We start from the raw sequence: 24514 nt of genomic DNA, 5'->3' as shown, positions 1-24514 counted from the left end.
TTAATTTGATAGCACCGCGAAAGAAAGAACCATAGCAAGGGTCGTGCCGTTTACCAGGCGGAAACGACAAAGGGCTCCCGAAGGAGCCCTTTGCTTTTTACATCAACAGCTTATTAAGCGAACGGGTGACGCAGAACGATGGTCTCGTTGCGGTCCGGGCCCGTCGAAATAATGTCGATCGGCGCACCGATCAGCTCTTCGACGCGCTTGATGTAAGCGCGGGCGTTGGCTGGCAGTTCTTCCAGGGTCTTGGCGCCCACGGTCGATTCGGTCCAGCCTGGCACTTCTTCGTACACAGGCTGCAGGCCTACGTAGCTGTCCGCGTCAGTCGGGGCAACGTCCTTGCCTTCCGCATCCTTGTAGCCGATGCAGATGTTGATGGTTTCCAGGCCGTCGAGTACGTCCAGCTTGGTCAGGCAGATGCCCGAGATGCTGTTCACATCGATAGCGCGACGCAGGATAACGGCGTCGAACCAGCCACAACGGCGGGCACGGCCGGTCGTCGCGCCGAACTCGTGGCCTTGTTTGGCCAGGTGCGCGCCGACGTCGTCGAACAGTTCAGTCGGGAATGGACCCGAACCTACACGCGTGGTGTATGCCTTGGTGATGCCGAGGATGTAGTCCAGGAACATCGGGCCAACGCCCGAACCCGTCGCAACGCCGCCAGCGGTGGTGTTGGAACTGGTGACGTACGGGTAGGTGCCGTGGTCGATGTCCAGCAACGAGCCCTGGGCGCCTTCGAACATGATGTCTTTGCCGGCGCGACGCAGGTCGTGCAGCTCGGCAGTCACGTCCAGCATCAGCGGCTTGAGCAGCTCGGCGTATTCCTTGCACTCGGCCAGGGTCTTTTCAAACTCGATGGCCGGCTCTTTGTAGTAACCCACCAGCATGAAGTTGTGGTAATCCACCAGTTCACGCAGCTTGTCTTCAAAGCGCGGCATGTTGAGCAGGTCGCCCACACGCAGGCCACGACGTGCAACCTTGTCTTCGTAGGCTGGGCCGATGCCGCGACCGGTCGTGCCGATCTTCAGCTCGCCACGGGCCTTTTCACGGGCCTGGTCCAGCGCAACGTGGAAGGACAGGATCAGCGGGCAGGAAGGGCTGATACGCAGGCGCTCGCGCACTGGCACGCCTTTCTCTTCCAGCTTGGTGATCTCGCGCAACAGGGCGTCAGGTGCAACCACCACGCCGTTGCCGATCAGGCACTGCACGCCTTCGCGCAGTACACCCGACGGGATCAGGTGCAAGACGGTTTTTTCGCCATCGATGACCAGGGTGTGGCCAGCGTTGTGGCCACCTTGGTAGCGCACTACGGCGGCAGCATGTTCGGTCAGCAGATCAACGATCTTGCCTTTGCCCTCATCACCCCATTGGGTGCCCAGGACTACGACATTCTTACCCATAACACTTGTCCTCATTCGCGCAAACTTGGTGCCGGCAGTGGCCGGCAGGAAAACTCAAGAAGCCAGTGGCGAAACTTGCCAAAGCCCGTTCTGCTGAATCAATTGCCGGTCGCAGTCCGCTTCACGGGCGGCGGCCAATGGCTGCCCAGGCAAGGCCTGGACCACACGCTGACCCTCACTGCGCAACTGGCAAACCTGCTGCCAGAGTGCTGCGTCCGTACTGTCGGGCATCCAGATACCGCCAGACGGCAGTTCGACCTCAGCACGCCCCAGGGTCACCAGGGTTTTCAAATCGGTGGAAAAACCGGTCGCCGGACGAGCGCGACCGAAGTCGGCGCCGATATCGTCGTAACGACCGCCCTGGGCGATGGCCTGGCCAACACCCGGGACAAACACCGCGAACACCACACCGGTGTGGTAGTGGTAGCCGCGCAACTCACCCAAATCAAAATACAGCGGCAACTGCGGGAAGCGCGCAGACAACTGCTCGGCAATCGCCAGCACATCGTCCAGGGCCGCCAATACATCAGCCGGCGCATTCGCCAGGCGATCACGGGCGGCGGTCAGTACTTCACGGCCGCCACACAGATCCACCAGCGCACGCAGCATGCCGGCCAGGTCGGCAGGCACGCCCGCCGTCAGGGCAATCACTTCATCGATGGCCTTGCGCTGCAAGGCATCGAACAACTGTTGTTCCACTTCACCCGACAAGCCGGCCGCACGGGCCAGGCCGCGGTAGATACCGACATGCCCAAGGTCCATGTGCACATCCGGCACATCGGCCAGCTGCAACATGGCCAGCATCAGGCTGATGACTTCCACGTCGCTGCTCGGGCTGGCATCACCGTACAACTCGGCGCCCAACTGGATCGGGCTGCGGGACGACGACAACGCACGCGGTTGCGCATGCAGCACGCTGCCGGCGTAGCACAGGCGGCTTGGCCCTTCGCGACGCAGGGTGTGCGCATCAATGCGCGCTACTTGCGGCGTGATGTCGGCACGAAAGCCCATTTGCCGGCCCGATTGCGGGTCGATGACCTTGAAGGTGCGCAGATCCAGGTCCTGGCCCGCGCCGGTCAGCAGGGATTCCAGGTACTCGATATGCGGAGTCACGACAAACTCGTAACCCCAGCTCTGGAACAGATCCAACACCTGGCGGCGCGCGATTTCAATGCGCGCAGCTTCTGGTGGCAGTACTTCTTCGATGCCATCTGGCAGCAGCCAGCGGTCTACCGTTGCCATTACGCCATTCCCCTATGATCCGGGCGGCCAGCCCTCGGGCGAGCCTTGAGTGAAGCAGAAAATACCCGGCCCCTGCATAAACCACGCGCAAGAGCGACGTGACGAACGACCAACAATCGGCCTCGTCGGGCACTTTCCTCGAAAAACCTGTGGCGCCTGCGGAGCAAAACCACAATCAAACATGCAGACGCAAAAAAGCCGGGAATTTCCCGGCTGCCGCATCATACACCCGTTTTCTGAAAGGATCACCCCGCCCGGAATTTTAGCCGCCCGACGGAGCGATTCTCAGACTACATGCGGGTTACTTGGATTTTTCCAAGTAGCGGAAGAAATCGCTACTTGGGTCCAGCACCATGACGTCGGTTTTGTTCGCAAAGCTTTCACGGTAGGCGCGCAGGCTACGGTAGAACGCGTAGAACTCCTGGTCCTGGCCATAGGCCTTGGCGTAGATCGAAGCGGCTTGAGCATCACCATCACCACGGGCCTCTTCAGACTCGCGATAGGCTTCAGCCAACAGTACGCGACGCTGACGGTCGGCATCCGCGCGGATCCCTTCTGCCAGTTCGTTACCCTTGGCGCGGTGCTCACGAGCCTCGCGCTCACGCTCGGTGCTCATACGCTCGAACACGCTGCGGTTCACTTCCTTCGGAAGGTCGATGGCCTTGACCCGAACATCGATCACCTCGATGCCCAGTTCTTTTTCCGCCATCGCATTCAACGAACGCGTGATGTCCGCCATCAGCGCGTCACGTTCACCGGATACCACCTCGTGCAGGGTGCGCTTACCAAACTGGTCACGCAGGCCCGATTCCAGACGGCGCGACAAACGCTCGTCAGCAATCTGCTTGAGGCCGGAGGTCGCGGTGTAGAAGCGCTCGGCATCCTTGACGCGCCACTTGGCGTAGGCGTCAACCATCACAGCTTTCTTTTCCAGGGTCAGGAAGCGTTGTGTCGGTGCATCCAGGGTCATCAGGCGGCCGTCGAACTTGCGCACCTGGTTGACGTAGGGGACTTTCACATGCAGGCCCGGCTGGACATCCGCCTGGACCACGCGACCGAATTGCAGCAACACCGCGCGCTCGGTCTGAGACACGATATAGAAGCAGTTCCAGGCAGCGATGACCACGACGACGCCCACAATCAGGGCGGTCAGCGATTTATTGCTCATCAACGACTCTCCCTGGTACGTGTTTGCTGTTGCAGCAGGTCAGCGGCCGCACGGGCGCTCGCTTCGTTGGCAGCAGCATTGGAACCGGTAGCCGGTGCGCTGGTGCTGCTACGACCACCTTCGATCATCTTGTCCAGCGGCAGGTACAGCAGATTGTTCTGCCCGCCCTTGCTGCCGGTCACGAGAACCTTGCTGGTGTTGCTGAAGACTTCCTGCATGGTGTCCAGGTACAGACGCTCACGAGTGACTTCCGGTGCCTTGCGGTACTCGGCCACCAGCTTGGTGAAACGATCTGCCTCACCCTTGGCGCGGGAGACCACTTCGTCGCGGTAACCGTTGGCATCCTCAAGGATGCGCTGGGCCTGGCCACGGGCTTCCGGCACCACGCCGTTGGCGTAGGTTTCAGCCTGGTTGCGCGAACGCTGCTCGTCTTCACGGGCACGGATCACGTCATCGAAGGCTTCCTGCACTTCACGCGGTGCCGCTGCGCTCTGTACGTTGACCTGGGTCACGGTGATACCGGTGCGGTACGTGTCGAGGAACCGTTGCAGGCGCTCCTTGATTTCGCTGGCCATCAATTCACGGCCTTCAGTCAGCACCTGGTCCATTGCGGTGGAACCCACCACATGGCGCAGGGCGCTTTCGGTCGCATGTTGCAGGCTGATTTCCGGCTGGTCGACGTTCAGCACGAAGTCCTGCAGGTTGCTGATCTTGTACTGCACGGTCAGCGGCACTTCGACGATGTTCTCGTCTTCGGTCAGCATCTGGCCCTGCTTGGTGTAGGCACGCTCACGCGTGACGTTTTCCATGTACTTCTTGTCGATCGGCGGGAAGTAGATGTTCAGGCCAGGGCCGACAGTCTCGTAGTACTTGCCGAAGCGCAGCACCACGGCTTGCTCCTGCTCGTCCACCACATAGACGGCGCTGTACAGCCAGACGGCCGCCAGCACGACGAGGCCGATGCCGAGCAGGCCGTAACCACCGCCCTTGCTCGTACGACCGCCTTCGTCACCACCACGTTTTTTTCCACCACCGAACAACCCATTCAGGCTTTCCTGCAGCTTTCGGAAGGCCTCGTCGAGATCTGGTGGCCCCTTGCGGTCGCCATTATTGCGGCGTTTACCACCCCAAGGATCCTGATTATTCGAGTTGCCACCCGGCTCATTCCAAGCCATAGCGCTCTCCATCTGATAAAGCAAAGACGCACCCACGGCGCGCCGACCAATGCTACAGAATGCCTGTCACAGCGGCACAACCGCTTTCTCAGGCTTTTATTGCAAAGTGTGTTGTTCGATGAACTCTGTCGGCACAACGCCTTCACGGCTGACCAGCCGATTCAGCTCCGAGCGCGGCAATCGAACGGCCAGCAAGCTGACACCTTCTTCGTCGTGTTCTTCTTTCTGTACCGCGCCCAGCTCGAAAAACTGTGCACGCAGTCGAGCAAAACGCTGCGGCAAGCGCAAGGTGCCGACGAACAAATCGCTGCCCAACAGCTCGGCAATGGCTTGTTCAAGCAATTCCAGGCCACTGCCATCACGCGCCGACAGCCAGACCCGCTGGGGTTTGCCGTTTTCGTCGCGCTGGATTTGTGGCTCAACGCCTTCAAGCAAATCGAGTTTGTTATAGACCTCGAGGATCGGCAAGTCCTGGGCACCAATCTCGCCCAGCACCACCATGACCTGTTCAATCTGCAACATGCGATCCGGTTCGGCCGCATCGATCACGTGCAACAGCAGGTCGGAATTGCTCGACTCTTCGAGCGTAGACCGAAATGCCTCGACCAGCTTGTGGGGCAAGTGACGAATGAAACCCACGGTATCGGCCAGGACAATCGGCCCCAGGTCGTCCAGTTCCAGACGGCGCAAGGTCGGGTCGAGGGTCGCGAACAGTTGGTCGGCCGCGTACACGTCCGATTTCGTCACGTTGTTGAAGAGTGTGGATTTGCCGGCGTTGGTATAGCCCACCAGGGAAACGGTCGGGATATCCGCACGCATACGGCCACGTCGCGATTGTTCGCGCTGGCTGCGCACCTTCTCCAGGCGGCCCTTGATCTGTCGCAGGCGCACCCGCAGCAGACGCCGGTCGGTTTCCAGCTGGGTTTCACCCGGGCCGCGCATGCCGATGCCGCCACCCTGGCGCTCAAGGTGAGTCCAGCCACGAACCAGCCGGGTGCTCATGTGGTCAAGCTGGGCCAGTTCTACCTGGAGCTTGCCTTCATGGGTACGGGCGCGTTGAGCGAAAATATCGAGAATCAGACCCGTGCGGTCGATCACGCGACACTCGAAAACTCGTTCGAGGTTACGTTCCTGACTGGGCGTGAGGATGTGATTGAAAATCACCAGATCGGCCTTTTCGGCGTGGACCAGGTCGCGCAGCTCCTCGACCTTGCCGCTGCCGATCAGGAATTTGGCGGTTGGCCGATGACGCGGCACGTTAAAAAACGCGACGGTCTCGGCGCCGGCCGAATTTGCCAACTCCTGAAACTCCTGCGGATCTTCGCGCGCCTCAGGGTCCTGTCCATCCAAGTGAACGAGGATTACTCGCTCACCACCACCGTGGCGCTCAAAGAACAAAGGAGACTCCTATCAGGCGTTACCTGGTGCAGGCTCGGCGTCACCCTGTTCTTCGGTTGCGCTAGGCAGACGAATTGGACGAACCGGCACTACGGTCGAGATAGCGTGCTTGTAAACCATTTGGCTTACGGTGTTTTTCAGCAGGATCACGAACTGGTCGAACGACTCGATCGTACCTTGCAGCTTGATACCGTTGACCAGATAGATGGAAACCCCAACTTTCTCTTTACGTAAAGTATTCAAGTAAGGGTCTTGTAGCGAATGCCCTTTTGACATGTGCCGCACTCCTTTAAGGATCAATAATAAAAATCGGAAAATAGATAGCTCATGGCCGTCACACCCCCAAGGATAGACGGCAATTGCAAGGACTCAGCTCAATATGGAGACCGTTCCCAAGTATTTCAAGGCGCGTGACAGATTGTCGCTGTCCAGGCTGTCCAGCCAGTGCAAATCGCTCCAACTGCGCAACCAGGTGAACTGACGCTTCGCCAATTGGCGCGTGGCAATGATGCCGCGCTCCTGCATTTCGGCTGACGTCAGCTTGCCATCCAGATGATCCCAGACTTGGCGGTAGCCTACAGCACGTATCGAAGGCAGCCCTGGATGCAGGTCACCTCTTGAACGCAGTGCTACGACCTCCTCCACAAACCCCTGTTCCAACATAATTGTGAATCTTTGTGCAATTCGTTCATGCAGCACCTGGCGATCCGTCGGAGCGATGGCCAGATTCGCCACAGTATAGGGCAATTGTGAGTGTCCCGAGGCGCCTGCTTCAGCACTTTGCGCAGTTTGTTTCAGCCTGTGTTCAGTCATGGTCTGGCCACTGACCCGCCAGACTTCCAACGCTCGCGTCAGGCGCTGGGGGTCATTGGGATGAATTCGCGCGGCGGAAACCGGATCCACAATGGCCAACTGATCGTGCAAGGCCTGCCAGCCAAGGCGCGCAGCCTCTTCTTCAAGTTCGGCGCGCACCTGTGGATCAGCTGGCGGCATATCAGCCAGACCTTCCTGCAAGGCCTTGTAGTAGAGCATCGTGCCGCCGACCAGCAGCGGAATCTTGCCCCGCGCGGTGATATCGGCCATGGCGGCCAGCGCATCGATGCGAAAATCCGCCGCCGAATAGCTCTCGCTGGGATCAATAATGTCGATCAACCGGTGCGGATACTGGGCCAGCAGCTCTTTTGAAGGTTTGGCAGTGCCGATGTCCATGTCCCGGTAAACCAGTGCAGAGTCGACACTGATCAACTCGCACGGCAAGACCTTGGTCAGCTCGATGGCCAGGTCGGTCTTGCCGGCGGCCGTGGGGCCCATCAGGAAGATTGCGGGGGGCAAGGCACTCATCAACGGCCGCGCAAGAACAGTTTGTCGAGGTCGTCCAGGCCCATCTGGGTCCAGGTCGGGCGGCCATGGTTGCACTGGCCGCTGCGCTCGGTGTTTTCCATGTCCCGCAGCAGGCCGTTCATTTCCGGCAAGGCCAGCCGGCGGTTGGCGCGGATGGCGCCGTGACAGGCCATGGTGCCGAGCAGTTCATTGATGTGGGCCTGGATCCGGTCACTGGTGCCGTATTCCATCAGGTCCGCCAGTACGTCGGCCACCAGCCGGTTGGCCTCTGCCTGCTTGAGCAAAGCCGGAATCTGGCGGATAGCCAGGGTTTCCGGCCCCAGGCGTTGCAGCTCAAAGCCCAGCTTCTGGAACACGCTGACGTGCTCTTCGGCGCAATCCGCTTCCCGCTGGCTGACCGCCAGGGATTCCGGCACCAGCAGCGGCTGACCGCTCAGGCCTTCGCTGGCCATGGCGATCTTCAGGCGCTCGTACATGATCCGCTCGTGGGCGGCGTGCATGTCCACCAGCACCAGGCCATGGGCGTTTTCCGCAAGAATATAAATACCCTTGAGCTGTGCCAGCGCGTAACCCAACGGCGGCACGTCGCCCTGGCCTTCCGGCAACGCGGCAGCACCTGGCTCGGCGCCGGGCAGCGGCGCGAAAAACTCGCGATAGGCCGCCTGGGCCTCGGCCACCGGCACCGCCGATTGCGGACGCGGGGTGTACTGGTATTGATAACCGGCGCCGGCGCCTGAACCAGGTGCGGTAAAGCTCGGCTGGGCTTGCGGCGATTGCAGCAGGTTGGCCGCCAGGCTCATTTCGCCCTGGGGCCCGAACTCGCCGGCTTCCGGCCCTGAAGGACGGACAACAGCCGTGACAATCGGCGCCGCCAGGTGATCATCCGGCCGCACATCGCCCAAGGCGCGGTGCAGGGTGCCGTAAAGAAAGTCGTGGACCATGCGACCGTCACGGAAGCGCACTTCGTGCTTGGTCGGGTGCACGTTGACGTCGACCACCGACGGGTCGACCTCGAAAAACAGCACAAACGTCGGATGCCGCCCGTTGAACAGCACGTCGCGATACGCCTGGCGCACCGCGTGGGCCACCAGCTTGTCGCGCACCGCCCGGCCATTCACGAAGAAATACTGCATGTCCGCCTGGCTACGGGAGAAAGTCGGCAAACCCACCCAGCCCCACAGTCGCAGGCCATTGCGCTCGATCTCGATCGGCAGCGCCTGCTCCAGGAACCCCGCGCCGCAGATGGCCGAGACACGCCGCGCACGGGCCGCATCATCATGGGCCTCGTGCAGGCTGAGGATGGTCTTGCCGTTGTGGCGCAGGTGGAAAGCCACATCAAACCGCGCCAGGGCCAGGCGCTTGATGACTTCCTGCAGATGATCGAATTCGGTTTTTTCGGCCTTGAGGAATTTACGCCGAGCCGGGGTGTTGAAGAACAGGTCGCGTACTTCCACCGAGGTGCCCACCGGATGTGCCGCCGGCTGGACCCGGGGCGCCATGTCGCGGCCTTCGGTTTCAACCTGCCAGGCCTGGTCGGCGTCGCGGGTGCGGGAAGTCAGGGTCAGGCGAGCCACGGAGCTGATGGAGGCCAGGGCCTCACCACGAAACCCGAGGCTCATCACCCGCTCCAGGTCTTCCAGGTCACGAATCTTGCTGGTGGCGTGACGGGCCAGGGCCAGCGGCAGGTCATCGGAGGAAATTCCGCTGCCGTCGTCGCGCACTCGCAGCAGCTTGACGCCGCCTTGCTCAACATCGACATCAATGCGCCTGGCGCCGGAGTCGATACTGTTTTCCAGCAACTCCTTGATCACCGACGCTGGCCGCTCGACCACCTCACCCGCCGCGATCTGGTTGGCGAGACGCGGGCTTAGCAGCTCGATGCGCGAGGTATTGCTCAAGACTGTTTCGCTCATTATTGCGCCGCCAGTTCAGTGCCCGGGATGGTCAATACCTGGCCGACCTTCAATTCATCGGTCTTGAGGTTGTTGGCACTGCGCAAGGTTGCCGCTGACACCTGGAAGCGCACCGCCAGCATCGCCAGGGTGTCGCCCGGCTGCACGCGATGGTCACGCGGGCCCTGGGCGATTTTCCCGGAGTCACGCAGCCAGGCTATATAAGTGCCCGGCGGCGGGTTCTGCTGGAAGAACTGGCGAACACCGGCGCTGATGGAGCGCGCCAACGCCTGCTGGTGGCTGGCCGAGGCCAGTTTCGAGGCTTCGTTGGAGTTGGAGATAAACCCGGTTTCCACCAGGATCGACGGAATATCCGGCGACTTGAGCACCATGAACCCGGCCTGTTCCACGCGCTGTTTGTGCAGCGAGGTGACGCGACCAATGTTGCTCAGGACTTTCTGCCCCACGTTCAGGCTAGAGGTCAGCGAGGCAGTCATCGACAGATCGAGCAATACGCCAGCGAGCATCTTGTCCTTGTCGTCGAGGGATACGTTGCCAGCCCCGCCGATCAAGTCGGAACGGTTTTCACTGTCCGCCAGCCAGCGGGCGGTCTCGGACGTAGCGCCGCGATCAGACAGGGCAAACACCGAGGCACCAAACGCCGCGGCCGAAGGTGCGGCGTCGGCGTGGATCGAGACGAACAGGTCGGCGCCCTTCTTGCGGGCGATTTCGGTACGGCCACGCAGCGGAATAAAGTAGTCGCCGGTACGGGTCAGCTCGGCGCGGTAGCCTTTCATGCCATTGATCTGGCGCTGCAGTTCGCGGGCGATGGCCAGTACTACGTCTTTTTCATGCTGGCCGCGCGAGCCCGAGGCACCCGGGTCTTCGCCGCCGTGACCGGCATCGATGACCACGATAATGTCACGCTTGCCCGCCGGAGCCGGTGGCAGCGGCGGCAATTTGACCTGGGGTTGCGACTGGTTGACCGGCACCGCAGGTATCGTCGCGACGCTTGGAGTTGGCGCAGGCGGCGGCGCGGCATCGGCGGCGTTGTCGAACAGGTCGACCACCAGCCGGTTGCCATACTGCGCGTTGGGCGCCAGCACGAAGCTTTTCGGGGTCACGGCCTTTTTCAGGTCGATGACCACCCGCAGGTCGGTCGGCGTACGCTGGGCCGAGCGCATCGCGGTAATCGGGGTATTGGCCATGGCGACCTTCAACGGCGCGGCCAGGGTCGCACCGTTGATATCAATCACCAGGCGATCAGGCGCCGTGAGGGTGAAGACGCTGTGCTGAACCGGGCCGGACAGGTCGAATACCAGTCGCGTGTTATCCGGTGCCCGCCACAGGCGAACACTTTTCACCTGTGAGGCCGCCAGTGCATTGAAAGTCATTGCCGCAAGCAACACCCCTACGACAGTAACCAACGCGCGAAAGCGCATACCTAACCCCATCAATTATTTGAATTCCAATGCCAAGGCGGCGCACCACGACTCGCCGCGCGCGCTCTGGGACAACAACTTCAGCTGACGTCCTTGCTTATGCGGGGTAATGGTAATGGTCAGGTCCGGCTTTGGCAAAAAGCCTGTGCCTTTATCTGGCCACTCGATCAGGCACAAGGCGTCCTCATCGAAGTAATCACGAATGCCCATGTATTCCAGTTCTTCCGGGTCCACCAGGCGATACAGGTCGAAGTGGAACGCTCGTACGTCACCGATTTCGTAGGGTTCTACCAAGGTGAACGTAGGGCTTTTCACAGCACCCGCGTGCCCCAACCCGCGAATGATGCCCCGGGACAAGGTGGTTTTTCCGGCGCCGAGATCGCCTTCCAGAAAGATCAGCCCTGAGCCTTGAGTGACCCGGGCAATACGGTTGCCCAAGGCGACCATGGCGTCTTCATCAGGCAGGAAAAGGACTACTTCAGACACGGCGATTGCTCCTCCAGCAACTGACGAATGGCAGGAATCAGGTCACTGGCGGCCAGCCCGCGACCGTAGGTACCCTGGCGATCTCCGGCAGTGGCATGCAGCCAGACCGCCAGGCAGGCGGCATCAAATGCCGGCATGCCTTGCGCCAGTAAAGCACCGACCAGGCCGGCCAACACATCGCCCAGGCCAGCGGTCGCCATCGCAGGATGGCCCTGATCGCAGCGGGCAACCCGACCGTCCGGGCTGGCGATCAAGCTGCCGGCGCCCTTGAGGATCGCCACCGCATTGAATTTCTGACTCAAGGCGCGCGCCACGTTAAGGCGGTGGGCCTGAACCTCGGCTGTCGAAATACCCATCAAGCGGGCCGCTTCGCCAGGATGCGGAGTGATCACGCAATTGGCCGGCAGGCTGACGCTGCCCGCCGCCAGCAGGTTCAAGGCATCGGCGTCCCAGACTTGCGGCTGCCTGGCATTGGCCGCTACCGACAGCAGGCTTTTGCCCCAGGAGGCCTCGCCCAGGCCCGGGCCGATGACGATCACGGAAATCTTTTCCAGCAGGCCCATCAATTGATTGGCCGAGTGCACGCCCACCGTCATCACTTCCGGCAACCGCGCCAGCGCCGCACCGACGTGTTCGCTACGGGTCGCCAGGGAAACCATGCCGGCACCACTGCGCAGGGCACTTTCAGCACTGAGCAAGGCGGCGCCGCCAAAACCGCGGTCGCCGCCGATCAGCAATACATGGCCGAACTGGCCTTTATGGGCGTCCGGGGAACGCGCAGCGAGTTGCGGCAATTGGCCGGGCAACAGGTGCTGAACGTCGGGTATTTCGTGTTTTGTCTGCGGCATGCGTCTTCAAGCTCCGATGTCTGGCAGAATTATACGCATCTAACCTGCGGTTTCTCTTGTTCATGCCTGCTATTACCTACGACCTGCCCGCCCTCGCCCAATCGATCAAAGACTGGGGCCGCGAGCTGGGCTTTCAACAAGTGGGCATCAGCGGCCTCGACCTCGCCGAGCATGAACAGCACCTGCAACGCTGGCTCGACGCCGGCTACCACGGCGAAATGGACTACATGGGCGCCCACGGCAGCAAGCGCTCACACCCGGAGGAGCTGGTACCCGGCACCTTGCGCGTGGTCTCACTGCGCATGGACTACTTGCCGGGCGACACCCAAATGGCCCAACTGCTGGCCAAACCCGAAAAAGCCTACATCTCCCGCTACGCCTTGGGCCGCGACTACCACAAGCTGATCCGCAAGCGCGTGCAGCAACTGGCCGACCGCATCCAGGCGCAAATCGGCCCGTTCGGCTTCCGCGCCTTTGTCGACAGCGCCCCCGTGCTGGAAAAAGCCATCGCCGAGCAGGCCGGGCTGGGCTGGATCGGCAAGAACACCCTGGTACTCAATCGCAAGGCGGGCAGTTACTTCTTCCTGAGCGAGCTGTTTGTCGACCTGCCGTTGCCGGTCGACCCACCCCACGCCACCGAACATTGTGGCCGCTGCACCGCCTGCCTGGATATCTGCCCTACCAACGCCTTCGTCGGGCCCTACGTGCTGGACGCCCGGCGCTGCATTTCCTACCTGACCATCGAGCTGAAAAGCGCGATCCCCGAAGAACTGCGCCCACTGATCGGCAATCGGGTATTCGGCTGCGATGACTGTCAGATCGTTTGCCCGTGGAATCGTTTCGCGCGGCCTACCGACGAAGGCGATTTCAAGCCACGGCACAACCTGGATAACGCAGAGCTCGCCGAGTTGTTTATGTGGGACGAGGACAAATTCCTCAGCAGCACCGAAGGTTCTCCCCTGCGCCGCGCCGGCTATGAGCGCTGGCTGCGCAACCTGGCGGTGGGCCTGGGCAATGCGCCATCAAGCATTCCGGTGCTGGAAGCGCTGAAGGCGCGTCGGGAATACCCCTCGGAACTGGTGCGCGAACATGTGGAATGGGCGCTGAACCAGCACGCCGAACGTCAGTGCACGTCGTCGTTGTAGACGAACTTGGGCATTTCCCAGTGAAAACGGATCGCCAGCAGGCGCAATAGAAAGCCGCTGAACAGCGTCAGCAGGATCGATTGCTCACTTGGCAGCTCAAGGTAGATGCACAGCATGTAGAACCAGGCGGCCAGGAACGACACGCTGGCGTACAGCTCGCGGCGGAAGATCAACGGAATGTCGTTGCAGAAGATATCCCGCAGGATGCCGCCGAATACCCCGGTGATCACACCGCTGACTGACGCCACCAGCATGCCGTGGCCCATTTCCAGGGCGGTCATGCTGCCGATCAGGGTGAAGGCCACCAGGCCCACGGCGTCCAACGCGAGGAACAGCGAGCGCAGGTGGCGCATCAATGGAGCGATGAAGATGGTCACCAGGGCCGCGACGGAGGTCAGCACCAGGTACTCCGGGTGTTTGACCCAGGTCAGCGGGTAGTGGCCGAGCAACACGTCACGCACCGAACCGCCGCCCAGCGCCGTCACGCAGGCGATCAGCACCACACCGAACCAGTCCATCCCGCGCCGCCCGGCGGACAAGGCGCCCGTCATGGCTTCGGCGGTGATGGCGATGAGGTAGAGCATCAGCAGCATGGTGGCGATCCTTGCAAAGAGGCGCGCAGTCTAATCATTTGGTGATGGCACCAAAAGGGGGCGAGCGCTGAAGAGTTTAAAGCTCTTGCTGATGTGGCGAGAGAGCTTGCTCCCGTTGGACTGCGCAGCAGTCCCATTTTTCAGGGCCGCTTCGCAGCCCAGCGGGAGCAAGCTCCCTCGCCACAAAAACGCCTCACCACGACTCAAGTCAGAACTTGATGAAATGCTTGCGGTAATGCTGCAGCTCGGCAATCGACTCGCGAATATCGTCCAGCGCCAGGTGGGTGCTGCCCTTGTGGAAGCTGTCTTTGACTTCCGGCGCCCAGCGCGCGGCCAGCTCCTTCAAGGTCGACACGTCCAGGTTGCGGTAGTGGAAGTAGCTTTCCAGCGCCTTCATGTGGGTATAGAGAAAGCGGCGGTCCTGGCAAATGCTGTTGCCGCAGATTGGCGACTTGCCCTTGGGTACCCACTTTTCCAGGAAGGCGATGGTTTCCGCTTCAGCCTCGGCCATGCTCACGCGGCTGTCGCGCACACGCTGGGTCAGGCCCGAGTTGCCGTGGGTGCGGGTGTTCCACTCGTCCATGGTGGCCAGCACCGCGTCGCTGTGGTGAATGGCGATCACCGGACCTTCGGCCAAGGTGTTGAGGTTGCTGTCGGTGACAATGGTCGCCATCTCGATGATGACGTCGGTGTCAGGGTTCAGACCGGTCATTTCCAGATCGATCCAAATCAGGTTCTGTGGGTTTTGCATGTCGTGGTTCCTTGGCACCTTGGCGTAGCTGCGCAGTTTAGCAGGCAGGGCGTGCTAGACTCGCGACCGTTTCACCTAACCTTTGCATTATCGACACGGAACACCAATGGCCAAACGCCAGCTCAACCGTCGCCAAAACTGGCGCATCGAAAAGATTCAGGGCGAACGCGCTGCCCGCGCCGCCAAACGTGAATCCTCCGCCGTGGAAGCGCTTGAGGGCGGCGACCTGGGCCCCGAGCAAACGGGCCTGGTGATCGCGCACTTCGGTGTGCAGGTCGAAGTCGAGGCCACCGAAGGCGATCACGCCGGCCAGGTGTTCCGTTGCCACCTGCGCGCCAACCTGCCTGCGCTGGTGACCGGCGACAAGGTGGTATGGCGTGCCGGCAACCAGGGCATCGGCGTGATCGTCGCCCAGTTGCCGCGCACCACCGAACTGCGTCGCCCCGACAGCCGTGGCCAGCTCAAGCCGGTAGCGGCCAACGTCGACATGATCGTCATTGTCTTCGCGCCACTGCCCGAACCCCATGCCAACCTGATCGACCGCTACCTGGTAGCCGCCGAACACGCCGGCATTCGCCCGCTGTTGCTGCTGAACAAATTCGACCTGATCGACGAACAGAACGCCCCGGCGCTCAACGCGTTGCTGGCGGTGTACCGCACCCTCGGCTACCCGGTGCTGGAAGTCTCGGCGCATCACGGCAATGGCATGGAACAGTTACAGACTGAACTGGACGGGCGCATCAGCGTGTTCGTCGGCCAGTCGGGCGTGGGCAAGTCGTCCCTGGTCAACAGCCTGTTGCCGGAAGTCGACACCCGTGTTGGCCCGCTGTCGGAGCTGTCCGGCCAGGGCACCCACACCACCACCACCGCGCGATTGTTCCACTTTCCGGGCGGCGGCGAGTTGATCGACTCCCCGGGCATCCGTGAATTCGGCCTGGGCCATGTGAGCCGTGCCGATGTTGAAGCGGGCTTTATCGAGTTCAACGACTTGATCGGCACCTGCCGTTTCCGTGACTGCAAACATGACCGCGAGCCGGGTTGCGCCCTGCTCAAGGCACTGGAAGACGGCCGCGTGCAGCAGCAGCGAATGAACAGCTATCGCTCGATCATCGCCAGCTTGCCCGAGACCAGCTATTAACATGTAGGAGCGAGCTTGCTCGCGAAAAGCTTGAGGGCGCCGCGTGCATTCAGAGAGCACGCGTCATCGTTAACGTCCATCGCGAGCAAGCTCGCTCCTACAGGATGTAGCAGATACAAAAAGGCCGCGATCATCGCGGCCTTTTTGTACCTGCTTACGAGCCAGTGGCTGGTTGAGTCGGATCCTTCACACCGCCATCGTCAAACAGGTTCAGCTTCTGCCGCAGCTCATGGGCCGGCAACGGCTCCTGCTCCGGCGGCAGTGCGTTCGGGTCTGCCGGCACTTCGCCCGGCGCGCCTTCACCCTGGGTCGGTACCGGTGGCGTCGCAGGCGGGTCACCTTCAATTGCACGCTGGGCCTTTTTGGTCAGCACGACGATATCGATGCGTCGGTTGATCGGATTGAACGGATCCTTGGGATCAAACAGCTGCGAGGAAGCAAACCCCACCACCCGTGCCACTTGCGGGTCCGGATAGCTGCCGGCCACCAGTGCACGACGCGCGGCATTGGCCCGGTTGGCCGAGAGCTCCCAGTTGCCGAAGTCGCCCTGGCCTGCATACGGCTTGGCGTCGGTGTGGCCGCTGATGCTGATCTTGTTCGGCACCGCCTTGATGGTGTCGGCCATGGCCAGCAGGATGTCTTCAAAGTACGGCTTCAAGCGTGCACTGCCGGAATCGAACATCGGCCGGTTGGCGGCGTCCGTGATCTGGATGCGCAAGCCATCCGGGGTGATCTCGAAGGAAATCTGGTCCTTGAACTTCAGCAGTTGCGGGTTTTCCTCAACCTTGGTTTGCAGTTCCTGCAGCAGCAATTCCAGGCGTTCCTGCTCGACCTGTTCGGCCATGCTCTCGACGGTGTCGCGCTCGATCGGGATCTTTTCCTGGGGCGAGTCGGTCTTGATTTCCGGGTTGATGGTGCGCTCGGGCGCCAGTTGCGGCGAACCACCGAGGTCGATCACAAAAGGCGTGCCGCTCTCGGAGAAACCGATGGGGTCCTTGAAGTAACCGGCGATGGCGATCTTCTGTTCCGGCGTGGCGGTGGACATCAGCCACAGCACCAGGAAGAACGCCATCATCGCCGTCGCAAAGTCGGCGAAGGCGATTTTCCAGGCGCCGCCATGGTGCCCCGCAGCGAAGCGCTTGACGCGCTTGATGATGATCGGCTGGTTGTTTTCCATGGCTTAGCGACCGCGAACCGCTTGTTCCAGCTCAGCGAAGCTTGGACGGTGCTTCGGATACAGAACCTTGCGCCCGAACTCCACTGCCAACGATGGCGGCATGCCGGAAGCCGAAGCCACCAGACAGGCCTTGATGGCTTCGTACAGATTCACTTCTTCCTTGGCATCGTGGGCCAGGGACGTGGCCAGCGGGCCGAAGAAACCGTAGGCCGCGAGAATACCGAAGAAGGTACCTACCAGTGCCGCACCTACGTGCATGCCGATGGCTTTCTGGTCGCCTTCACCCAGGGAGGCCATGGTCACCACGATCCCGAGCACCGCGGCAACAATACCGAAACCGGGCATGCCGTCGGCGATGCCGGTCACGGCGTGGGATGGGTGCTCCAGCTCTTCCTTGAGGCTGAACAGTTCCATGTCGAACAGGCCTTCCAGCTCATGGGGCGCCATGTTGCCGGACGACATGATGCGCAGGTAATCACAGATGTAGGCGGTCATGCGCTCGTCTTTGAGCACGGCCGGGTACTTGGCGAAAATCGGGCTCGCCGCGGCGTCCTCGATGTCGCCTTCGATGGCCATCATGCCTTCGCGGCGGCTCTTGTTGAGGATCTCGTAGATCAGCCCCAGCACTTCCAGGTAGAAGGTGTGGGAGAAGCGCGAGCTGAACATGCCCAGCGACTTCTTGATCACGTGCATCGTCATGTAGCCGGGGTTGGCCTGCAGGAATGCGCCGAACGCCGCACCGCCGATAATCAGCACTTCGAAAGGCTGGATCAGCGCCGCAATCTTGCCGTGGGAAAGGACGTATCCGCCGAGCACGCTCGCGATGACGACGATGATGCCGATAATTTTAGCCATAGGGGATGAGTACTTGCGCCGTCGGGTTCAGGGTCATATTCGCAAGAGTTGAAAACTCTTGTTCTACTTATCGGCAAATCTGCGCCAGACTATAGCCCGTTATGGCGAAAAACCAGTTCGGCCCGTCCCGGGCGTGTTGACCGCAAGTGATGATCGCGCCCCAATCATGGCAAATGAAACGACAGTCCCAACTCAAAAACCCGCCACCCTCGCCGCTTGGATAAAGCGCCTGGACGATGTGCTGTTGCCTGTTCCACAGGCGAGCCACGACCGGGTTTGCAAGGCCATCGGCGACAACCGCAGTTCGTTGCGGGATATTGCAGAGCTGATGCAGAACAGCCCGGCGCTGGTGCTGAGCGTGATGCGCGAGGCCAACAACCAGGCCCACGGCAGCCTCGCGGAGCCGGCAGAAAACCTCGAAGTGGCGATCAATCGCCTCGGCCTCAAGCGCACCGAGGAGCTGCTGCGGCGCCTGCCTTCCGTGCCGCTGAATGAAATCCCCGTGGCCCTGCGCCAGCTGCAGATGATCAGCCAGCACGCGTCGCAACAAGCCAGCGGCCTGTTCGCCAGCCGCCTGGCGCGGTTGTGGCAAGACATTCACTGGGGCAGCCTGCTGTTCCTTTCGCCGCTGTGGCCGATGGCGATTGCCTATCCCAAGCTGCTGGAAGAATGGGAGCTGCGGGTGATTCACAAGGGCGAATCGGCCCGCACAGTCGAACAGGAGCTGTTCGGCGTACGCCTGCTGGACCTGTGCCTGGGGTTGACCAACACCTGGCGCCTGCCGATCTGGGTATCCCAGGGTTATACGTTGCTGCTGACGGAACAACGCTTGCTGGTCAAGGCGCTGAGCATTGCCCGTGAAGACGAGCCGTTGCGCCAACAGCAGTTGCTGGATGCCGATCCGAACCTGCGTCGCTGGCTGAACCAGCCGGCCAACACTGTGCTGTTGGCCAACGGCCTGGCGCTGGCGGCGCAGGAGTCCTGGACCTGCCCGCACACCCAGCGCTGGCAATACCTCACTGCGCTTTACCTGCAACAACCGTTGGCCGAAGTGCAGCAACAGTCCCACCAACACGCGGCGATCAGCGCCCGCAGTACCCTGATGCGCGACCTGTGGCACCCGGCGCTGTCGTTGATCTGGCCATGGGATGTGCAGCGCGTTCACCACGGCTTGCTGCCGGCACCGCCACCCACCGCCGAGTCCCTGGCGATCTGGCGCAAGCGCTGCACCGAATTGCTCGTAGAGCCGAGCCGCTTTGCCAATGCCATGCACCTGACCACCTGCGCCAAGGAAGCCCTCGTGGCCTGCGGCATGCAACGGGTGATGCTGCTGATGGCGGACAAAACCTTGAGCACGCTACGTGTGCATCAAGTCGACGGGCTGCCGAAGGACGCCGACCACATGAGCCTCGACGTGGCGCGAAGCACCCTGCTGCAACGCCTGCTGGCCAAGTCCGCCCAGGTGCGCCTCAACCCCGACAACCACGCCCAGTTCTCGGCACTGCTGCCGCCGGAACTGAGCCGCCTGTTCAAGGGCGAACACCTGCTGCTGCGCTCCCTGAGTTGCAATGGCCGGGTGGTGATGCTGATGGTGGCCGACCAGGGCGGCGGGCCGTTCTCGGAAACCACCGTGCAGGCCTTCGGCAAAACCGCCCAATGCATCGAAAAGGCCCTGCACAGCTTTACCAACCGCAGTGCCTGACGCTTGCGCTACAATCGCCCTCCCTTAGCGCCCAATTTTTATGCCCAGGAGACCTCACATGCCTGACTTCTCTGGCTTGCCGCTGGTCATCGAGGCCAGTGACCTGCTCGGTCGCCTCGATGCCGAACACCTGATCCTGGTGGACCTCACCAGCGCTGCGCGTTACGCCGAAGGGCATATCCCCGGCGCACGCTTCGTTGATCCAAAACGCACTCAACTGGGCCAGCCACCAGCGCCGGGCCTGCTGCCGGGCAAGGCCGATCTTGAGAAGCTGTTCGGCGAACTGGGCCACACCCCGGATGCCACTTACGTGGTGTATGACGACGAAGGCGGTGGCTGGGCCGGGCGATTCATCTGGATGCTCGACGTCATCGGCCACAAGAAATACCACTACCTCGACGGCGGCCTGCTGGCGTGGCTGGAAGAAAAACACCCCGTGTCCACCGAGGTACCGGCCAGCGCCGGCGGCCCGGTCAGCCTGACGTTGCATGAAGAACCCACCGCCACCCGCGAATACCTGCAAAGCCGTCTCGGCGCTGCCGACCTCGGCATCTGGGACGCCCGTGGCCCGCTGGAATACTCCGGCGAGAAAGTCCTCGCGGCCAAGGGTGGACACATCCCGGGCGCGGTGAACTTCGAATGGACCGCCGGCATGGACAAGGCACGCCAACTGCGCATCCGCCGCGACATGCCGCAGATCCTCGAAGACCTCGGGCTGACCCGCGACAAAGAAATCATCACCCACTGCCAGACTCACCACCGTTCTGGCTTCACCTACCTGGTGGCCAAGGCGCTCGGTTATCCGCGAGTCAAAGGTTATGCCGGTTCCTGGGGCGAATGGGGTAACCACCCCGACACCCCCGTTGAGATTTAAGGTTTAAGGACAGTTAATGAAAAAGCAGTTGTTCATCCTCAGCCAGTACTTGCTGCCCCACCACCTGCTGTCGCGTCTGGCCGGTTGCATTGCCGAATGCCGCGTGCGCTGGTTCAAGAATGCGTTCACCAGCTGGTTTGCCAAGCGTTATCAAGTGGACATGTCCCAGGCCCTGGTTGAAGACGTGACCGCTTACGAGCACTTCAACGCCTTCTTCACCCGCGCACTGAAAGACGGTGCACGCCCGCTGGATCAGACCCCAGGCGCGGTGTTGAGCCCGGCCGATGGCGCGGTCAGCCAGTTGGGCCCGATTGAACATGGCCGGGTGTTCCAGGCCAAGGGCCACAGCTTCAGCGTGCTGGAATTGCTGGGCGGCGATGCGGCGGTGGCTGCGCCGTTCATGGGCGGCGATTTCGCCACTGTTTACCTGTCGCCGAAGGACTACCACCGGGTGCATATGCCATTGGCCGGCACCCTGCGGGAAATGGTTTATATCCCTGGCCGAATCTTCTCGGTAAACCAGACCACCGCCGAAAATGTGCCGGAACTGTTTGCGCGTAACGAGCGTGTTGCCTGCATCTTCGACACCGAACGCGGCCCGATGGCCGTGGTGCTGGTTGGCGCGATGATCGTGGCATCGATTGAAACGGTTTGGGCAGGCTTGGTAACGCCGCCAAAACGCGAGCTGAAAACCTTCCGCTACGACGAAGCTGCCCGTGGGCCGATCCACCTGGAAAAAGGTGCGGAACTGGGGCGCTTCAAGCTGGGTTCGACGGCAATCGTGCTGTTTGGGCCGGACCAGGTGCAATGGTCGGAAGCACTGCAGGCGGGGACGCCGGTGCAGATGGGCCAGGGCATGGGTTTGCCGAAAGCCTGACCTAGCGATCATTCCCACACTCCGCGTGGGAATGCATCCCGGGACGCTCCGCGTCCCAACCTCAAAATCGGACGCGGAGCGTCCAGGGCGGCGTTCCCACGCAGAGCGTGGGAACGATCTTCAGAGCTGACCGTCGCGATCGCGAAAGCCCAACAGGTACAACACGCCATCCAGCCCTAAAGTCGAAATCGCCTGCTTGGCCGATTGCTTGACCAGCGGCTTGGCCCGGAACGCCACACCCAACCCGGCAATCGCCAGCATCGGCAAGTCATTTGCCCCGTCGCCGACCGCAATGGTCTGCTCCAGACGCAACCCTTCCTTGTGTGCCAATTCCCGCAACAGGTCAGCCTTACGCTGTGCGTCGACAATCGGGTCCACGGCCACGCCCGTCACCTTGCCGTCCACCACTTCCAGCTCGTTGGCGAACACATAGTCGATACCCAGCTTGGCCTGCAATTGCTTGGCGAAGTAAGTGAAACCGCCCGACAGGATCGCGGTCTTGTAGCCCAGGCGCTTGAGTTCGGCGAACAGGGTTTCGGCGCCTTCGGTCAGGCGCAGCGAGGCGCCGATGGAGTCCAGTACGCTCACATCCAGGCCCTTGAGCAGCGCCAGGCGCTCCTTGAAGCTGGCACGGAAATCCAGCTCACCGGCCATGGCACGCTCGGTGATTTCCGAGACTTGCTCACCTACACCGGCAGCCTTGGCCAATTCGTCGATGACTTCGGCTTCGATCAGCGTCGAGTCCATGTCGAACACCGCCAGGCGGCGATTGCGGCGGAACAGCGAGTCTTCCTGGAAGGCGATATCGACATTCAGCTCCTGGGCAACGCTCAGGAATTCGGCACGCAGGGCCTGAGGATCTGCCGGCTCACCGCGTACGGAGAACTCAATGCAGCCCTTGCCCTTGTCCGCCGGCGTGTCCAACGGCATACGACCCGACAGACGGTCAATGTGGTCGATATTCAAACCGTATTGAGCCGTGATCGAACTGACACGCTGCAATTGCTCGGCCGTCACCTTGCGAGTCAACAGCGTCACGATGTGGCGTTTTTTGCCCTGGCCGGCTACCCAGCTCTGGTAATCCTCTTCGGACACCGGGGTGAAACGCACCTGCTGATCGAGCTTATACGCCGTAAACAGTATGTCCTTGAGCACGGACGAGGCCTGCTCGGTGCTGGGAATTTCCACCAGGATGCCGAACGACAGCGTGTCGTGAATCACCGCCTGGCCGATGTCGAGAATGTTCACACCACCCTGGGCCAGAACACCGGTAATGGCTGCAGTGAGACCCGGACGGTCCTCACCTGTGATGTTAATCAGGACAATTTCGCGCAAAGCGCACCCCCGAGCTGGAAAAAAACCGCATTCTACCCACTTTCAGTGACCATCGGGCACAGCCAGCGCTTTGCCGGTCTTGGGCCTGTCGCTATACTGCGCGTCAACTTCACGGACTAAAGAGCCGAGCTTAAGTGAACCGGCCCACGCCAGTAAAAACCGATAACTTCTTCCTGCTGATCTTCCGGGCACTGCGCCACCGCCGTGTACCGATCGCATTACGCATCGCCAGCCATAACGTGATCCTGGTCGCCCTGGCCCTGGTCATCTACGCCTGCGTGATGGGTTTGCAGTTCAAGCAGGCCATGCACGAGCAAGCCGACGCTTTGGGCGAGAGCCTGACCACCCAGACCGCCACCTCGGCGACTGAGTTGTTGGTGTCCAACGACATCCTCAGCCTCAACGTGCTGCTCAACAACCTGACCAAGAACCCGCTGGTGGCCCACGCCGCTATCTATAGCGTGGACAACCGGATCATGGCCGAAGCCGGGCAACGCCCGAAAAACGGCCTGCTGGGTGAAGCCGAAGGCCTGTACCAGAGCAATATCACGTTTCAGGACGTGAAGGCCGGCCAACTGCGCATCAGCCTGGACATGCAACAGTTCCAGCAGCCGATGACCATCAGCCTGCAGAGCATGGGCATCCTGAGTGCGATCCTGCTGGCACTGTCCCTGGCCTTGAGCCTGCGCCTGGGCCGGCATATCTCCACGCCACTGATGCAACTGCGCATCTGGCTGCGGGATATCGATGAACACACCCCGGCCACCGACCGCCAGGACGAAATCGGCGACCTCGCCCGCCAACTGCACACCAGCTTCGCGCCGGAGCCCGTAGTGCCCGAGGTTGAACCCGAGCCCGAGTTCGACGACACCGACTACGAAGACGACGAGCCCGAGTTTGAAGTGCGCAACCTGCGGGACCCGAGCTTCGACGAGTCTGCGCCGGTAGCGGCCCAAAAGCCGGCGACCCGTCATGTGATCAAGGCAGAAGAAGACGAACTGGACGAAGAAGACCCGTTCGCCGATCTTCGCGATACTTCAGTGCCAACCGCTCCTGCTGTGCAGCCTGCTCCGGTGCGCAGCACCCAGCCCCAGCACAGCGCCGTATTGGCCGTGCAACTGGGCGCACAGGATCAACTGCGTCGCTTGCCGCGGGCACGCCTGACCGAGCTGCTGGAACGTTATCGTGACTGCCTCGACCAGGCGGCCTCGCTGTATCAGAGCGAACTGCACACCCTGAACGACGGCAGCACCTTGATGCTGTTCCACAGCGAAGACAGCGGCGAAGACTACCTGACCAACGCCATCTGCTGCGGTGAACTGCTGCGGGCCCTGGGCCATGCGCTGCAAATCGAAGTGGCCGACAGCGGCATCACCCTGCAACTGCAATTGGGCCTGACGGTGGGCGACGATCTGTATGGCATGAGCCAGATCGATCTGCTCCTGACCGAGATTGCCCAGGATGCGCTGGCCTTGTCGCAACACAGCCGCAACCTGCTGCTGGTGGAACGCAAGATCAGTGACGACGTGCTGATTCGCCAGCGTGCGCGGATCCGCCCGATTGCCAGCCCTGAAGGTGCGTGCTGTGTGGAGCGGTTGATGGAGCCTTACCCGTCGATGCTGGAGCGCCAGCTGGCGCGGATGCATGAGACGCGGGCGAAGAACTAAAGATC

22 protein-coding genes and 1 pseudogene are annotated in these 24514 nt (G+C 61.5%); 6 read left to right on the top strand and 17 right to left on the bottom strand.

The features are described 5' to 3' along the window. Positions 1-113: 113 nt before the first annotated feature. From JV201_RS02505 to JV201_RS02455, 11 genes are all read right to left on the bottom strand, one after another. Positions 114-1403: an adenylosuccinate synthase gene (locus JV201_RS02505; RefSeq protein WP_003217505.1), complete on the bottom strand. Its 1290-nt coding sequence runs from the start codon at positions 1401-1403 to the stop codon at positions 114-116. A gap of 54 nt (positions 1404-1457) precedes the next feature. Further along, a complete protein-coding gene (locus JV201_RS02500; protein ID WP_003217507.1) occupies positions 1458-2645 on the bottom strand; it encodes an ATP phosphoribosyltransferase regulatory subunit in 1188 nt (395 codons plus the stop codon). Between the two features lie 301 nt (positions 2646-2946). After that, positions 2947-3813, bottom strand: a complete 867-nt coding sequence (gene hflC, locus JV201_RS02495; RefSeq protein ID WP_003217510.1) for a protease modulator HflC — start codon at positions 3811-3813, stop codon at positions 2947-2949. Continuing rightward, complete coding sequence (hflK, locus tag JV201_RS02490; protein WP_087692480.1) at positions 3813-4988, bottom strand: FtsH protease activity modulator HflK; 1176 nt, start codon at positions 4986-4988, stop codon at positions 3813-3815. The genes hflC and hflK overlap by 1 nt, the downstream gene beginning before the upstream one ends. Positions 4989-5084: 96 nt before the next feature. Next, positions 5085-6386, bottom strand: coding sequence for a ribosome rescue GTPase HflX (gene hflX / locus JV201_RS02485; protein WP_003217514.1), 1302 nt, complete (start codon positions 6384-6386; stop codon positions 5085-5087). 12 nt (positions 6387-6398) lie between these two features. Continuing rightward, the gene (gene hfq / locus JV201_RS02480) at positions 6399-6662 is read right to left on the bottom strand and encodes an RNA chaperone Hfq (RefSeq protein WP_003217515.1); all 264 of its coding nucleotides are present in this window, start codon (positions 6660-6662) and stop codon (positions 6399-6401) included. Between the two features lie 93 nt (positions 6663-6755). After that, positions 6756-7727: a tRNA (adenosine(37)-N6)-dimethylallyltransferase MiaA gene (gene miaA, locus JV201_RS02475; protein WP_003217518.1), complete on the bottom strand. Its 972-nt coding sequence runs from the start codon at positions 7725-7727 to the stop codon at positions 6756-6758. After that, positions 7727-9625, bottom strand: a complete 1899-nt coding sequence (mutL, locus tag JV201_RS02470; protein ID WP_003217520.1) for a DNA mismatch repair endonuclease MutL — start codon at positions 9623-9625, stop codon at positions 7727-7729. Before mutL ends, miaA begins: the two co-directional genes overlap by 1 nt. A 14-nt stretch (positions 9626-9639) precedes the next feature. Then, entirely contained in the window at positions 9640-11073 is a 1434-nt protein-coding gene (locus tag JV201_RS02465) for an N-acetylmuramoyl-L-alanine amidase (protein ID WP_202948682.1), read from the bottom strand. A gap of 3 nt (positions 11074-11076) precedes the next feature. Continuing rightward, complete coding sequence (gene tsaE / locus JV201_RS02460) at positions 11077-11547, bottom strand: tRNA (adenosine(37)-N6)-threonylcarbamoyltransferase complex ATPase subunit type 1 TsaE (protein WP_003217524.1); 471 nt, start codon at positions 11545-11547, stop codon at positions 11077-11079. Further along, positions 11535-12395: an NAD(P)H-hydrate dehydratase gene (locus JV201_RS02455; protein WP_219406467.1), complete on the bottom strand. Its 861-nt coding sequence runs from the start codon at positions 12393-12395 to the stop codon at positions 11535-11537. Before JV201_RS02455 ends, tsaE begins: the two co-directional genes overlap by 13 nt. 62 nt (positions 12396-12457) lie before the next feature. Here JV201_RS02455 and queG point away from each other — a divergent pair, with 62 nt between their 5' ends. Then, entirely contained in the window at positions 12458-13540 is a 1083-nt protein-coding gene (gene queG / locus JV201_RS02450) for a tRNA epoxyqueuosine(34) reductase QueG (RefSeq protein ID WP_003217527.1), read from the top strand. On the opposite strand, the gene JV201_RS02445 is transcribed toward queG, so the two are convergent. Beyond that, positions 13519-14133 carry a trimeric intracellular cation channel family protein gene (locus JV201_RS02445; RefSeq protein WP_003217528.1) on the bottom strand — a complete coding sequence of 205 codons (615 nt, stop codon included), beginning with the start codon at positions 14131-14133 and terminating at the stop codon, positions 13519-13521. The genes queG and JV201_RS02445 overlap by 22 nt on opposite strands. A gap of 208 nt (positions 14134-14341) precedes the next feature. After that, the gene (orn, locus tag JV201_RS02440; protein WP_003217529.1) at positions 14342-14884 is read right to left on the bottom strand and encodes an oligoribonuclease; all 543 of its coding nucleotides are present in this window, start codon (positions 14882-14884) and stop codon (positions 14342-14344) included. Positions 14885-14990: 106 nt separating this feature from the next. Between orn and rsgA the strand changes: the two genes are divergently transcribed. Continuing rightward, a complete protein-coding gene (gene rsgA / locus JV201_RS02435; RefSeq protein ID WP_219406466.1) occupies positions 14991-16022 on the top strand; it encodes a small ribosomal subunit biogenesis GTPase RsgA in 1032 nt (343 codons plus the stop codon). Between the two features lie 2 nt (positions 16023-16024). Here the strand turns inward: rsgA and JV201_RS30025 are convergent. The 3 genes and pseudogenes from JV201_RS30025 to motA form a co-directional block, all read right to left on the bottom strand. Next, positions 16025-16156 (bottom strand): annotated as a pseudogene (locus JV201_RS30025) (outer membrane lipoprotein carrier protein LolA); the annotation flags it as partial. Between the two features lie 20 nt (positions 16157-16176). Continuing rightward, positions 16177-17199 carry a flagellar motor protein MotB gene (gene motB / locus JV201_RS02430; RefSeq protein WP_003217531.1) on the bottom strand — a complete coding sequence of 341 codons (1023 nt, stop codon included), beginning with the start codon at positions 17197-17199 and terminating at the stop codon, positions 16177-16179. A 3-nt stretch (positions 17200-17202) separates the two neighbouring features. After that, on the bottom strand, positions 17203-18054 hold the full coding sequence (gene motA, locus JV201_RS02425) for a flagellar motor stator protein MotA (protein ID WP_003217532.1): 852 nt from the start codon (positions 18052-18054) through the stop codon (positions 17203-17205). 166 nt (positions 18055-18220) lie between these two features. On the opposite strand from motA, the gene JV201_RS02420 reads away from it, so the two are divergent. The 3 genes from JV201_RS02420 to asd are packed head-to-tail and all read left to right on the top strand — an operon-like array spanning position 18221 to position 21507. After that, positions 18221-19756: an HDOD domain-containing protein gene (locus JV201_RS02420; RefSeq protein ID WP_219406465.1), complete on the top strand. Its 1536-nt coding sequence runs from the start codon at positions 18221-18223 to the stop codon at positions 19754-19756. A gap of 58 nt (positions 19757-19814) precedes the next feature. After that, on the top strand, positions 19815-20630 hold the full coding sequence (locus JV201_RS02415; RefSeq protein WP_102367974.1) for a rhodanese-like domain-containing protein: 816 nt from the start codon (positions 19815-19817) through the stop codon (positions 20628-20630). 16 nt (positions 20631-20646) lie between these two features. Further along, the gene (asd, locus tag JV201_RS02410) at positions 20647-21507 is read left to right on the top strand and encodes an archaetidylserine decarboxylase (protein WP_003217535.1); all 861 of its coding nucleotides are present in this window, start codon (positions 20647-20649) and stop codon (positions 21505-21507) included. A gap of 120 nt (positions 21508-21627) precedes the next feature. On the opposite strand, the gene serB is transcribed toward asd, so the two are convergent. Then, positions 21628-22842: a phosphoserine phosphatase SerB gene (gene serB / locus JV201_RS02405; protein WP_219406464.1), complete on the bottom strand. Its 1215-nt coding sequence runs from the start codon at positions 22840-22842 to the stop codon at positions 21628-21630. Positions 22843-22976: 134 nt separating this feature from the next. On the opposite strand from serB, the gene JV201_RS02400 reads away from it, so the two are divergent. Next, on the top strand, positions 22977-24509 hold the full coding sequence (locus tag JV201_RS02400; protein ID WP_008439111.1) for an AhpA/YtjB family protein: 1533 nt from the start codon (positions 22977-22979) through the stop codon (positions 24507-24509). The last annotated feature ends 5 nt before the right edge of the window (positions 24510-24514 follow it).

Origin of the sequence: Pseudomonas sp. Colony2 (genome assembly GCF_019382755.1) — a bacterium.
Classification (GTDB): Bacteria; Pseudomonadota; Gammaproteobacteria; order Pseudomonadales; family Pseudomonadaceae; genus Aquipseudomonas.
Note: the sequence above shows the minus strand (reverse complement) of the source record. Positions and strands in the feature narration are given on the sequence as shown.

Bases quoted from the DNA above. Each gene is read 5' to 3' on its own strand.
- JV201_RS02505 (WP_003217505.1), bottom strand. From the start codon at position 1,403: ATGGGTAAGAATGTCGTAGTCCTGGGCACCCAATGGGGTGATGAGGGC.
- JV201_RS02500 (WP_003217507.1), bottom strand. From the start codon at position 2,645: ATGGCAACGGTAGACCGCTGGCTGCTGCCAGATGGCATCGAAGAAGTA.
- hflC (WP_003217510.1), bottom strand. From the start codon at position 3,813: ATGAGCAATAAATCGCTGACCGCCCTGATTGTGGGCGTCGTCGTGGTC.
- hflK (WP_087692480.1), bottom strand. From the start codon at position 4,988: ATGGCTTGGAATGAGCCGGGTGGCAACTCGAATAATCAGGATCCTTGG.
- hfq (WP_003217515.1), bottom strand. From the start codon at position 6,662: ATGTCAAAAGGGCATTCGCTACAAGACCCTTACTTGAATACTTTACGT.
- miaA (WP_003217518.1), bottom strand. From the start codon at position 7,727: ATGAGTGCCTTGCCCCCCGCAATCTTCCTGATGGGCCCCACGGCCGCC.
- JV201_RS02465 (WP_202948682.1), bottom strand. From the start codon at position 11,073: ATGGGGTTAGGTATGCGCTTTCGCGCGTTGGTTACTGTCGTAGGGGTG.
- JV201_RS02455 (WP_219406467.1), bottom strand. From the start codon at position 12,395: ATGCCGCAGACAAAACACGAAATACCCGACGTTCAGCACCTGTTGCCC.
- queG (WP_003217527.1), top strand. From the start codon at position 12,458: ATGCCTGCTATTACCTACGACCTGCCCGCCCTCGCCCAATCGATCAAA.
- JV201_RS02445 (WP_003217528.1), bottom strand. From the start codon at position 14,133: ATGCTGCTGATGCTCTACCTCATCGCCATCACCGCCGAAGCCATGACG.
- orn (WP_003217529.1), bottom strand. From the start codon at position 14,884: ATGCAAAACCCACAGAACCTGATTTGGATCGATCTGGAAATGACCGGT.
- rsgA (WP_219406466.1), top strand. From the start codon at position 14,991: ATGGCCAAACGCCAGCTCAACCGTCGCCAAAACTGGCGCATCGAAAAG.
- motB (WP_003217531.1), bottom strand. From the start codon at position 17,199: ATGGAAAACAACCAGCCGATCATCATCAAGCGCGTCAAGCGCTTCGCT.
- motA (WP_003217532.1), bottom strand. From the start codon at position 18,054: ATGGCTAAAATTATCGGCATCATCGTCGTCATCGCGAGCGTGCTCGGC.
- JV201_RS02420 (WP_219406465.1), top strand. From the start codon at position 18,221: ATGGCAAATGAAACGACAGTCCCAACTCAAAAACCCGCCACCCTCGCC.
- JV201_RS02415 (WP_102367974.1), top strand. From the start codon at position 19,815: ATGCCTGACTTCTCTGGCTTGCCGCTGGTCATCGAGGCCAGTGACCTG.
- asd (WP_003217535.1), top strand. From the start codon at position 20,647: ATGAAAAAGCAGTTGTTCATCCTCAGCCAGTACTTGCTGCCCCACCAC.